General features: G+C 34.2%; 9 protein-coding genes. All 9 read left to right on the top strand.

What is annotated here, in order from left to right; all coding sequences use genetic code 11:
* Positions 1 to 187 precede the first annotated feature (187 nt).
* Positions 188 to 895 carry a purine-nucleoside phosphorylase gene (gene deoD / locus J3U27_RS08615; protein ID WP_065563305.1) on the top strand — a complete coding sequence of 236 codons (708 nt, stop codon included), beginning with the start codon at positions 188 to 190 and terminating at the stop codon, positions 893 to 895.
* Positions 896 to 920: 25 nt separating this feature from the next.
* A complete protein-coding gene (tsgA, locus tag J3U27_RS08610) occupies positions 921 to 2,093 on the top strand; it encodes an MFS transporter TsgA (protein WP_267330694.1) in 1,173 nt (390 codons plus the stop codon).
* 150 nt (positions 2,094 to 2,243) lie between these two features.
* Positions 2,244 to 2,936 (top strand): Crp/Fnr family transcriptional regulator, encoded by a 693-nt coding sequence (locus J3U27_RS08605; RefSeq protein WP_065734165.1) that lies wholly within the window; start codon positions 2,244 to 2,246, stop codon positions 2,934 to 2,936.
* A gap of 79 nt (positions 2,937 to 3,015) precedes the next feature.
* Positions 3,016 to 5,232 (top strand): IgaA/UmoB family intracellular growth attenuator, encoded by a 2,217-nt coding sequence (locus J3U27_RS08600; RefSeq protein WP_267377261.1) that lies wholly within the window; start codon positions 3,016 to 3,018, stop codon positions 5,230 to 5,232.
* Between the two features lie 75 nt (positions 5,233 to 5,307).
* Positions 5,308 to 7,578: an IgaA/UmoB family intracellular growth attenuator gene (locus tag J3U27_RS08595; protein WP_267377260.1), complete on the top strand. Its 2,271-nt coding sequence runs from the start codon at positions 5,308 to 5,310 to the stop codon at positions 7,576 to 7,578.
* A gap of 196 nt (positions 7,579 to 7,774) precedes the next feature.
* On the top strand, positions 7,775 to 9,412 hold the full coding sequence (gene pyrG, locus J3U27_RS08590; protein ID WP_065563301.1) for a glutamine hydrolyzing CTP synthase: 1,638 nt from the start codon (positions 7,775 to 7,777) through the stop codon (positions 9,410 to 9,412).
* Between the two features lie 46 nt (positions 9,413 to 9,458).
* A complete protein-coding gene (eno, locus tag J3U27_RS08585) occupies positions 9,459 to 10,760 on the top strand; it encodes a phosphopyruvate hydratase (RefSeq protein WP_065563300.1) in 1,302 nt (433 codons plus the stop codon).
* 224 nt (positions 10,761 to 10,984) lie between these two features.
* Complete coding sequence (locus tag J3U27_RS08580) at positions 10,985 to 11,911, top strand: VirK/YbjX family protein (RefSeq protein WP_267337789.1); 927 nt, start codon at positions 10,985 to 10,987, stop codon at positions 11,909 to 11,911.
* Between the two features lie 92 nt (positions 11,912 to 12,003).
* Positions 12,004 to 12,906, top strand: coding sequence for a lysine exporter LysO family protein (locus tag J3U27_RS08575; protein ID WP_220225912.1), 903 nt, complete (start codon positions 12,004 to 12,006; stop codon positions 12,904 to 12,906).
* The last annotated feature ends 89 nt before the right edge of the window (positions 12,907 to 12,995 follow it).

Below are 12,995 nucleotides of genomic sequence, written 5' to 3'. Positions count from 1 at the left end.
GGCAGATTAAAGACGAGAAAATTTAAATCTAACGGCGCATTAAGCGCTTTTTTTATCAATAATCATTTATTTCCAAATTAATTTCTAAAAATGTGGCATAGAACATTGGCTTCGGACTTATGTCCTAGTTAACTGAAAAATTTCCTTATTATAATTAATTCAAATCACTAATTATTCAGGAAATATTATGACCGCACATATCAATGCTAATCCCAACGACTTTGCACAAACCGTTATCATGCCAGGTGATCCTTTACGGGCGAAATTTATTGCAGAAAATTACCTAACCGACGCCAAAGAGGTTTGTAATGTACGTAATATGCTTGGATATACTGGTTTATATCAAGGAAAAGCCGTGTCAGTAATGGGGCACGGAATGGGTATTCCATCAATAACCCTTTATGCACATGAACTAATTAATGACTTTAATGTTAAACGGATTATTCGAGTAGGTTCTTTAGGTGCCACACAGCAAAGCGTTAAAATGCGTGATGTGATTTTAGCTGTAGCAGCAGGAACCGATTCGATGACAAATCAAAAAAGAGCAAATGGTTATAACATTGCTACATCAGCGACATTTTCCTTATTACATCGAGCTTATGAAATGGCTAATAACATGAATTTACCGGTTAAAGTAGGGAATGTATTTAGCGGTGATCTTTATTATGATCCTGACGAAACATTAATAAGTACACTCGAAAAATCAGGGGTGTTAGGTATCGATATGGAAGTGGCTGGTCTATATGGAATTGCTCAACAATTCAATGTCGAATCGTTAGCGATTTTAACCGTTTCAGACCACTGCTTAACTGGTGAAGAAACAACTGCGGAAGAGAGGCAAATGACATTTAATAATATGATCAAACTTGCTTTAAACGTGGCTGTTAACTCTTAATTTATTGCGTTTCTCGGATGGAAATATGAAAAATAAATTATCGCTCACACTTATTAGTTTTTTAGCTAATTTTATTATGGCTGGCTTTGCCAGTCAGTTTGGTATGCTAATAGAACCCATAGCGCAGAGTTTTAATGCAGATGTAAACAGTGTCGCATTCATTTTTTCTTTATTAAATGGTGGGGCGTTAATAGGCACTATTTTGGCATTCTTTTTAATCGATATTATTGGGATTAAACGCATCACCTTGCTTAGTTATTCGATTATAATTGCCTGTTCGCTCATTTTATATATCACAAACTCGCTTTTGATACTTCAAGTTTGTATGACTTTGATTGGTTTGTGTGGTGGAATAGGGCTCTGCATTGCGGGGACGATTGTGGTATCAACTTGGCAAGATAAGATACAAAGTACAATGTTAGTTGTACAAGATGCGACATTTAACATTGCTGGTGTCATCTTCCCATTGATTACTACCTACGCTTTAACGCATGACTTATCTTGGGCAAGTAGCTATTTAATGGTTGGGTTGGTAACAGTCTTAATGTTATTCATCATTATATTGACTAATTTCGATTTAATTAGTCATCCAACAGTCAAACAGTCTCAGCCATCAGAGTGGAATTTTGGGATATTATCTGCTGGTATTGGATTATTTTTGGCAATGTTAGCATTATATACCTTCTTAACGTGGGCCCCGTTATTTGTTAGCCAAAAATTTTCTATATCGTTTGAATTGGCTGGCAATATTATTACCCAATATTGGGCAGCAGCTTTAATTGGGGCATTAGTTTCAACGGTGATCGTGACGCGAGTTAAAATTGAACACTTTTTTATCTCAATTATTTTATTAGCTTTTATTATGACATTGATGATCGTCAACACCGAATACAGTGATAACGATAGCCTTGATCGCATTGGCTACTTAACTTATGGATATGGATTCGTCTGCTCTGCTTTATATAATGCCTTTGTCGCTTATGGTGTAACCTTTGTAAAAAATGCATCAAGCAAAAATGTTTCATTTATTTTAATCAGTGGCAGTGCAGGGGCGATGTTTAGCCCAGCTATTAGCTCAATACTGCATAACTATTTAGACATTCAAGTTATTATGAATACCATACCAATATATTATGCCGTTATTATCGTTATGTTGGCTATATCAATGTTCTTAAAGAAAAGAGCTCTAAAAAAGTAATCAATGAAATTAACTTAGGATATCGCTTTTATTACAATGGTTGACTATAATGATGCCTCTTCAGAATGAGATAACGCGATAGATAATTAACTATCAACATGTTATCGATTCTGATGGGGTATATATTTTGTGGTTAAAAACTTCGGTGATATGCAATTAAAATCATTAAATAAAGGTCGATTTAGCCGTTATTGGCAAGAAAACAATAAATTACTCGAATCAATTATAGAACAATGCATTGTAGAAAAGAAAATTGTCGATGAAAAAACCACGCTTTTTCATCAAGGATGTAAAGTCGATAATTTAGTTGTTGTTTATAATGGTACGATTTCGATACGCTATCAGGCAAATAATGGTCGTCGATTCCATCTTGGTACAGTAGATTGTGATGAGCATATATTTGGTGAAATGGAGTTTTTTACCGACTATTTATGTCAATTTGATATCATTGCCGAAGAAGCCCTAACTGTCGCTATCGTCAGCATTGATAAACTATATCAATCATTACTCAAATATCCTAAATTAGCACTGTTTTTTGCTAGTGCTATTGCTTTTGATTATCAAGAAACATTAGATATCTTCTTAAAAAGAACTTTATATTCAATCTGTTATAACATTGCTTATGATATATATCAGCATCATCTAAATATTCATCCCGTTAATAATTTTCAAAAAAACTACTTAGAAGCAGAGCGTTTTGGCACTACCGATCGTGTCTATCGTCGGGCCGTTAATGAATTAATTCATTTAGATATTATTCATAAAGTTGCTGGTAAATTGGAAATTAAGGATATTGATAATTTAAAAGATTTTATCGAATTCAGAGGAAAATTCGCTAAATAGAGTAGGAATAGATTAAAAATAAAGTCGCTTTTAAAAACGCTGTTTGTCAATAAAAGAATTATTGGATTAAGGAAAAACTATGGATTGGTTTACGCTTGTAAAAATTGGCATTTTAATTTTTGGAATGGTTAGCTTTATTCTTTTTAAAGGCGAGCGCAGTATAAATAAGGATAATTTAGACGACCACTTAAGCCTACGTGAACCAATAAGAGATCTAACGGATGAAGAGCTAGACCTATTACAACCTTTTTTAACCAGTAAAATGGCGGTTTATCCCTATAAATTTCAATCCTCATTAGTTGATAACAAAGTATCACAACTTCAAGGGATTTGTTGTCGTCATAGTCTTAACAAAAATACTGATGAAATTGACTATTATTATGAAATAGACGATATAGAGCTGTTCTTTCCATATAATATGGATAAGTATATTGATCAATTTAATCTCATAGAAGTTGTATTTACCAAACGGTATGGGATTGTCGTTAACATTAATGATTACGATATCAAAACCGCACAGGAAAACTATGATCCAAACGAGGAATATGAATTCAACGATTTTGGGCACTTAAAAGACCATACTGACAAATTTTATCAAAAACGCAACGATAATATAGATGCTTTTGAAATTGAGTCACTCACTCTTTATGATGATGATTTGAAAAGCACCGATGAGGTAAATTTAGACGAGTCAAAGAATAAAACCCTCTACCAACGAGAAGAAACACCATTCGAAACCACAATTCGAAGTAAATTTAGCAATTATTTACCCATTTCGATGTGTTTATTATTAGCCACCTTTTTATTCACATTATCATGGCTTAATAGTGATGATCATACATCCATTATAATCCTGCTTTGCATTGGTGGTGCTGCTTTTTTTGCTTGGCGTAAACCTAAATTTGATCTAACCCCACAGCAAGTGAACGTCATTGAAGCTAGAATTCATGATAACTATTTTAACAAAGTGGGGATAGACGAAAATACGGTATTAAAATACCCTAAGCATTGGTCAAACTTTATCCCTAAAAGTTCAGATTCTGCTACCGAAATGGTGATTAGTGAGGATGGGAAAAAATTACTTCGCTATGGTCACACGTTATCAATCAATGACGAAGTCGAACAATTTGGAGCGCCTAAATCAGTCAGGCAAAATATCATTTTATTGGTGGTTGGGATAATCTTATCTATTACGCTAATATATTATACAGATCCAATTAATAATGGATATTTTGCATATCGATATTACACGCAACAATCTAAAAACCTAAAAATTAACGATCTCACCACGTTAAGTAGTAGTGATATCCAGCATGGTGATATTGTGAATATCTCCATCAAAAACACATCATGTGATGTTAATGATTTAACTGAAAATTATAAATGTCATAACTTCTTTATCAATAGCCAGCCAATTGATGTTAAAGAAAATGATTTTATGAGCATCGAAAAGTCATTAAAACATATATTTTCTCCCAATTTTATTGAATATATCTATGATGAAGAATTAAAACGTTTTAAAAATTCGCAAGAAGTAGCCGTTGCGAGAGTTAATTATGAGTTAGGGTATGAGGCTTTTGAGAAAAATCCTTTCTCTAAAATAAAAGATTTTGGGCAAATGGTAATTGACATCGACAATAGCTGTAATATTTTGCCTGTAGCACAGTGTGATGAAGTTAAACTCCGAATGAGTAATTTATTTTATAAGGGTGATATTTTTTTTAGATATGATGAATGGGACGATTTACTCGCTAAAACCAAAGGAAATCCTGATTTAGCTATCATAGCTGAAAATAGAAGAATATATGCTCTTTCAAGAGAATTAGGTTTATTTAAATCAGCATTGCAAAAAGAGATAAAAAAAATTGTTTCTCAATATCAGTCTGAAATAGAAATTACATTAACCAATCAAAGCTATATTGACATGACACCATTAATCAAAATTGACATGGCATCGCGATTTAAATCGATGAAACTCTACGAATATGAAATGGTGAATTATTATTTTGATATTTTAAATAGCACTATCTCGCCTAATGTTAATATTATTGGTGTGGTAAGTGATATTCGTTATGGTAAGGATCAAAATGCTAAAACGATTTCTGCTTTAAAAGTTAATGCAAATCCTCGTTATAATTTTGGTGAAAATCAAACAATATCCTATATTTCTTTAATCATTGTTAATATCATTCTATTTATCGCTATGGCATTTACCACAATAATTAACGGCGTTAAACTTGTTAAAAACACAAAATTTAACCAACACCGAATTAAAGAAATTAAAAAAATATTATGAAAATAGATTAGGTACTATCATTAATCTTAAATAAACCGTTTTAATATAAAGTTTAAATAAAAAGATCTTAAAAGTATGTTAGTTATTATACTGTTTGTTATTATTTTTTTCGCTATTGCGTATTTTGAATTATCTGGTCCCGATTTTACAGAAGTCAAAGAGCCTCTAATTAACGAAAAAAGCCTGCCTGAGAAGTATGAGTTTATCCGTAAACATGCAATACGACAGCTAACAGAAGAAGAAACCCTTGTTCTTCAATCTTATCTTGATAATGAAAACAATTTTACCACTCCTTATCATTGGGAAAACGTATTAATCAGTTCTGATGTTGTGAAACTAAAAGGTTATATTGAAAAAGATTTTACTGATGAAACCCTAAATAAATATTATTATCAGATGAATAATATCCGGTTATTTTTTCCTTACAATATGGATATCGGTATTAGAGGGTTTAAAGAGCGAGATCCAGATCTACAAGAAACTATCACTTATGATATTAATACGGTTGAAATTGTCTTTACTTATAGTTATGCCGTTGTAGTTAAAATAAACAGCTATGATTTAGTGCAAGCTAGTTTGAGACTGCAAGCTCGTAAACAGGAACAACTTTATGATTTTTGGCAGACGGGAATATTTAGACCTATTCGTTTAAATAACATAGAAAAATCTAATGAGACCTTAACACAACTAGTCACTGAAACATCTGAAAAAAAACCGCTTTTTGAGATTCTTAGCAAACGAGAAAAAAATCAATTTGAAATCGCGAACCAAGACCGAAGCAATTCTGGCAAATTAATGACAGTTTTTTTTGTTTTAGGCGTAATGCTTTTGTTAGCTTTAGAACATTTTCAGTCAATTGCCTTGGTTATTTTTTCAATCATCTGTTTTATTTTTGCCCTAATTGCATCGAGTATAAAACGAAAATTGCCGACCAAATATGTTAATCATATTAAAGCACCAATTAGGCGTAGTTGGTCAGCCTATCTTAATTTAACTATTGATTCAAGCTATGATATTTTCTTTCCCACATACTGGGAACCGTTTCTCCCCAATAATAATATACCTATTGACATGCAGATCGAAGTTGATACAGCACGAGTACTTAGTTGTGGTGAACACTTATCAATAAGTGAGGAGATAAGAAATTATGGTGCGCCAAAATTTGTTCATCATAATGTTATGTTATCTATTACGGGATTGATACTGGCTGTCTTAATTTTCTTTTTTACTAATGCGGGTGAAAAATTAGATTTTACCTATCGACAATTAACCGCGCCACTCACTACTTGGAATATTGATGATAAAGTCACGTTAAAGCAATCCGCCATCCAATCTATGGATCGGGTTAATTTGAATTTATCTAGTGTTTCATGTGATATTCATAATATACAAAATATAAAAAAACATTATTTTCAATGTAATAAAATATTTGTTAATCTCAATCCAATAGACAGCAATAAACTTAGTCTTTTCCCTTCTTGGCCTCAATATTTACAAACAATTTATTCTGAAAATCTTATTAAGATGAAAAAAGACGATGAAGTTCACGAAATAACTCTCGCAAAGCGTTTAAATAAGCTTATAGGTAATTATCGTTACTCTCATCGCTATAATCCACAATACAAGCCAAATAGCCAAGATACATCAGAGTTGATAAAAATTTACGATATTAGCAAGGCTATTTTAATCATTAATGATGGTTGTAATCATTCAAACCTTGAACCTTGCGAAGAAATTAAAAATAGCTTAGCAAGTTTACTACCAAATGGTAATCTAACCGATAATTGGTCAGAGGTGGTGGCTTATGCCAAATTGCATCCTGATATGGAAAAAATTGTAACATTATCCTCAGCTAAAAAGCTCGACCGACTCGTTGCTAAATATCGAACATGGTTACTAAAACAATTAGCCGATAAAGCAAAACAACAAGTGGTCATGCTACAAAATGATGCAAATAACCTTAGTATACAATTAACCAATTTAATTCCACTGTATGATCAAAACTATATATACTCAAATGGGAATTTCAAAGAGCAACTTGATTACTACAATAATATTTTATTAGGTAATAGTGCCAACTTAAAAATTACAGGTATTGTTACCAAAGTTAGCTATCATAATGGAAAAATTTCGAAACTAACACTTTCAACTGATTATGGAAATGATATCGATAAAAATCAGTTATTTTTATCGCCAATTTTGATCAACAATTTTGTCTTTCTGTTTGTTATCTTCATCGCCTTAATTAATACTATTATTTATATATGGAAAAAAGCCGCCAACCAATTTAGGCTCGAAAAAATTATTAGTCATTATCAAGATAAAATTCTTGAATATAACGATTAACTGTTCGGGGTTAATAGCAGTAATTAAATAATAGACACCAAGTTAGTAAACAAACTAAGTAATTAAACTCAATTATTCAATTGTGAGAGAAACCATATTCTGTTATACTAATTTCCCGTCTGATTCATCATATATTGCATTTATCATTTAAACTAATGTGATATTGTTCAATTAAATTAATAATGGTCTGGTATTAATGGTCACGAATTATATTTTTGTTACAGGCGGTGTCGTTTCTTCTTTAGGTAAAGGCATTGCCGCAGCCTCATTAGCTGCAATTTTAGAAGCCCGCAATTTAAAAGTCACCATGCTAAAACTCGATCCCTACATCAACGTCGATCCGGGAACAATGAGCCCAATTCAACATGGTGAAGTTTTTGTGACTGAAGACGGTGCCGAAACCGATCTCGATTTGGGTCATTATGAGCGTTTTATTCGCACCAAAATGAGCCGAAAAAACAATTTTACAACTGGACGTATTTATTCTGACGTTTTACGAAAAGAGCGTCGTGGAGACTATTTAGGCGCGACAGTTCAAGTTATCCCTCATATTACCAATGCGATTAAAGATCGTGTTATTGATGGTGCCAAAGGTTACGATGTTGCTATCGTTGAAGTGGGTGGCACAGTGGGTGATATCGAATCACTACCATTCTTAGAAGCAATTCGCCAATTAGCGGTTGATGTTGGTCGTGAACATACCTTATTTATGCACTTAACATTAGTGCCTTATCTTGCATCATCAGGTGAAGTTAAAACCAAACCGACCCAACACTCAGTTAAAGAGTTATTATCAATTGGTATTCAACCTGACATACTCATTTGCCGTTCAGATCGCGCAATTCCGGCTAACGAAAGAGCGAAAATTGCACTATTTTGTAATGTGCCTGAACGAGCAGTGATTTCACTTAAAGATGTTGATTCGATTTATAAAATTCCAGCATTATTGAAATCACAAAATTTAGATACCTACGTGTGCAATCGTTTCCATCTTGAATGTAAGGAAGCCGATCTATCTGAATGGGAACAAGTCATCTATGAAGAAGCTAATCCAGTAGGTGAAGTCACAATTGGCATGGTAGGTAAATACATCGAATTACCTGATGCATATAAATCAGTAAATGAAGCGTTAAAACACGGTGGATTAAAAAACCGTTTAACTGTTCATATTCGTTATATTGATTCAGAAGACCTCGAATCACGCGGTACCGATTTACTTGCAGGCTTAGATGCGATTTTAATACCGGGTGGATTTGGTTATCGTGGCGTTGAAGGTAAAATTATTGCAGCGCGCTATGCACGTGAAAACAAAATACCTTATTTAGGAATTTGCCTCGGAATGCAAGTTGCTATGATAGAGTATGCACGTAATGTAGCGGGTATTAAAGATGCCAACTCTACAGAGTTTGTAAAAGATTGTGCAAGTCCTGTTATTGGATTAATCACTGAATGGAGTGATGAGTCTGGTAATGTGGTTCAACGTAATGAAAATAGCGACTTAGGCGGCACCATGCGTTTAGGTTCGCAAATCTGTCATTTAGAGCCAAATTCATTAGTTGCTCAAATGTATAAAAAAGAGTCGATAACCGAACGTCACCGTCACCGTTACGAAGTCAATAACAACTTATTACCAGAAGTTGTCAAGGCTGGCTTAAAAGTGACAGGGTTATCAACTGATAAAAAATTAGTGGAAATTATTGAAATTCCAGACCATCCTTGGTTTGTTGCATGTCAGTTCCATCCAGAATTTACATCAACTCCACGTGATGGACATCCATTATTTAGTAGTTTTGTTAAAGCTGCCAAAGATTATCAAGATCAGCAGCAAAAATAATTTATGTTTACATTAGGTATATATCTGTCATATAGAGGAAAATAACATGGCAAAAATCGTTAAAGTACATGGTCGTGAAGTCATCGACTCTCGTGGTAACCCAACTGTTGAAGCTGAAGTTCATTTAGAAGGTGGTTTCGTTGGTCTTGCAATCGTTCCATCTGGTGCATCAACAGGTTCACGTGAAGCGTTAGAACTTCGCGATGGTGACAAATCTCGCTTTTTAGGTAAAGGCGTACTTAAAGCTGTTGAAAACGTAAATGGACCAATCGCTAAAGCAGTTATTGGTAAAGATGCGTTAGATCAAGCTGCAATCGACCAAATCATGCTTGATTTAGACGGTACTGATTTCAAATCTAACTTAGGTGCTAACTCAATCCTAGCAGTATCTTTAGCAACAGCTAAAGCAGCAGCTGCAGCGAAAGGTGTACCACTTTATCAACACATCGCTGACCTAAATGGTACTCCAGGTCAATACTCTATGCCATTACCAATGATGAACATCATCAACGGTGGTGAACATGCTGATAACAACATCGACCTTCAAGAATTTATGATTCAACCAGTTGGTGCTAAAACAGTTCGTGAAGCAATCCGTATGGGTTCTGAAGTATTCCACAACTTAGCAAAAGTACTTCACGCTAAAGGCATGAATACTGCTGTTGGTGACGAAGGTGGTTTTGCACCTAACTTAGGTTCAAACGCTGAAGCATTAGCATGTATCAAAGAAGCTGTAGAAAAAGCAGGTTATGTACTAGGTAAAGACATCACTTTAGCGATGGACTGTGCTGCATCTGAATTCTACAACAAAGAAACTGGTAAATACGTATTAAAAGGTGAAGGAAACAAAGAATTCACTGCTGAAGAATTTACTCACTATTTAGAAGGTTTAACTAATGAGTATCCAATCGTATCAATCGAAGATGGTTTAGATGAAAGCGATTGGGAAGGTTGGGCATACCAAACTAAAGCATTAGGTCACAAAATCCAATTAGTTGGTGACGATCTATTTGTAACTAACACCAAAATCTTCAAACAAGGTATTGAAAAAGGCATCGCTAACTCAATCCTAGTTAAAGTTAACCAAATCGGTACATTAACTGAATCTATCGCAGCAGTTAAAATGGCGAAAGATGCTGGTTATACAGCAGTAATTTCACACCGTAGTGGTGAAACTGAAGATTCAACAATTGCTGATTTAGCTGTTGGTTTAGCTGCTGGTCAAATCAAAACTGGTTCTATGAGCCGTTCTGACCGTGTTGCTAAATACAACCAATTAATCCGTATTGAAGAAGCGCTTGGTTCAAAAGCACCATTCAACGGTTTAAAAGAAGTTAAAGGTCAATAATTCGTTTTTTTAAACGATCATAAAAACGGTGACACAGTTCACCGTTTTTTTATTCATCACACCGCAAGGGTTGCGTTGACTAAGGTTGTGTTGTACTCTTATCAGCTTACTTAAAACATTTAAATTTAACGTTAATATTAAATTGATATTTAATAATTTAGCCACATATAATTTTCTTACAAACTTACGAACACATTTTTCTGCTTATGAACAATATTACGAATATGTCCCAGCCTAAAAGTAAATGGCAACTTTTTAACTGGCTTTGTACAGGTAAACTACCGCTTAATGAACTATGGCTTAAACCGACTTATCGTTATAAATTTTTTTTCAGGACCCTATTTTTAAGCCCAATAACGCTTAAATTATTAGATAAATTAAGACAATACCCATTACTTGGATACTATCTATCATGCCAAACCAATTTACCCTGTAAATTACAACGACCTTATTTAGCGTCTTGTTTAAGTCAACAAGAGCGCTATGAAGCCTTAGCCTATCATTATGACTTTTTAGCAAATCATCCTGATAGCATGACTAAAGCTTTCTATAATCCAGATTCATCATTTGAACTAGCAAGTGTTATGGCTAAGAACGAAGCTAACATAAAAATCGCCATCCAAGCACGTAACAAGTTTGCTCGTGAAGGTGAGCTAAGCTTATATTTTTATGACAATGATGGCATTGATTTAGCCACGTTAACCTTCACCATTAACCAATACCAACAAAAACCAACACTGTTTATAGCAGGATTACAAGGAACAGGGCATCAAGACGCTCGCACCAGAGTTCAGCAAGCAACAAAACAGTGTTATGGACTATTTCCTAAACGTGTGGTGGTGGAAGCCGCATTAATTATTGCTCGTTATTTCCAGCTTGAACAAATTATTGCTGTGGGCAATAAAACCCATGTTTACAACAACTGGCGCTACAACAGCCGACAAGAAAGAATCTTATCTGATTATGATGATTTTTGGTTAACTATTGACGGTAAACAAGACGAAAGATCGTTATTTATTTTACCCACCCAAATCAACCGAAAAGCCATTGAAGATATTGCCAGTAAAAAACGTTCTGAGTATCGCAATCGTTATGCATTATTAGATGAACTGCAAAATAAAATTGAAACTCAATTAGCAGCATTAACATAATAGTATGGATTAACGACAAAAAAATCGCTTGTTCAAATTAGCAAGCGATATAAAAAATTTGACTTTTAAAAATGAAAATAAAGGAATAAAACATGTATTTTGGTATTCTTATTGCTCTAGTGCCGTTATGTCTAGGTTATTTGATTAAATTCAAAGAGCAAAAATGGATCACCAAAATAAACCTAATCTTAAGTTGGATGGTCTATTTTATTTTATTTATCATGGGAACCGAGTTGGCTCATTTAGATAATCTAGCTTCTAACATAAAAGTTATCCTATTTTACACCGCGATCATTTTTGTTTGTACCTTTGGTGGCAATTTCATCTTTTTAGCGCTAATTGACCTATTTTTACCGTGGCGCACCACCCATAGTAAACAAAATTATGAATCACGATTCAAAATGATCTTAGAATCACTGCGAGTGTGCATAGCGCTAATCGCCGGCTTTATTGCCGGACTCTTTCCACTCTTTATTTGGCAATATAGTGAAGACATCACCAAAGTGGTACTCGTCTTTTTATTGCTACTTATTGGTATACAATTACGAAGTAACAACATCTCACTAAAACAGATCCTACTCAACAAAGTCGGTATAGTTACCACTATTATTGTGGTACTAAGTACCTTCTTAGGCGGGATTATTGCAGCACTCATATTGTCACAACCCGTACGAGTAGGGCTGGCAATGTCATCAGGCTTTGGCTGGTATTCACTATCAGGAATACTCATGACCGAAGCTCATGGCCCAATTATAGGCAGTGCCACTTTCCTAAATGACATCCTACGCGAATTATGCGCCATCATTCTAATCCCAACCCTAATCAAACGTTACAAATTCACAGCGTTAGGTTTATGTGGTGCTACATCGATGGACTTTACGCTACCTATGCTACAAAAAGGCGCCGGAATCAGCATCGTACCACCCGCAATCGTCCAAGGCTTTCTATTAACCTTAATCATGCCGATTTTTATGACCTTGTTTAATTATGGTTAAGAATTGATATTAGAGTAAAAAAGTTGAGGAGCGGGGTTTTCTAAGCCCCCAAAAAATATTATTTTTATAACCCTTTTTTTAATTAAAAA

This window comes from Gilliamella sp. B2911, assembly GCF_026536965.1.
Classification (GTDB): domain Bacteria; phylum Pseudomonadota; class Gammaproteobacteria; order Enterobacterales; family Orbaceae; genus Gilliamella; species Gilliamella apicola_E.
The sequence above is the reverse complement of the archived record's forward strand: the minus strand, read 5'-3'. Positions and strand labels throughout refer to the sequence as shown.

Coding starts and splice junctions, on each gene's coding strand:
- eno (WP_065563300.1), top strand. CDS start 9,459: ATGGCAAAAATCGTTAAAGTACATGGTCGTGAAGTCATCGACTCTCGT.
- J3U27_RS08595 (WP_267377260.1), top strand. CDS start 5,308: ATGTTAGTTATTATACTGTTTGTTATTATTTTTTTCGCTATTGCGTAT.
- J3U27_RS08580 (WP_267337789.1), top strand. CDS start 10,985: ATGTCCCAGCCTAAAAGTAAATGGCAACTTTTTAACTGGCTTTGTACA.
- deoD (WP_065563305.1), top strand. CDS start 188: ATGACCGCACATATCAATGCTAATCCCAACGACTTTGCACAAACCGTT.
- tsgA (WP_267330694.1), top strand. CDS start 921: ATGAAAAATAAATTATCGCTCACACTTATTAGTTTTTTAGCTAATTTT.
- pyrG (WP_065563301.1), top strand. CDS start 7,775: ATGGTCACGAATTATATTTTTGTTACAGGCGGTGTCGTTTCTTCTTTA.
- J3U27_RS08600 (WP_267377261.1), top strand. CDS start 3,016: ATGGATTGGTTTACGCTTGTAAAAATTGGCATTTTAATTTTTGGAATG.
- J3U27_RS08575 (WP_220225912.1), top strand. CDS start 12,004: ATGTATTTTGGTATTCTTATTGCTCTAGTGCCGTTATGTCTAGGTTAT.
- J3U27_RS08605 (WP_065734165.1), top strand. CDS start 2,244: ATGCAATTAAAATCATTAAATAAAGGTCGATTTAGCCGTTATTGGCAA.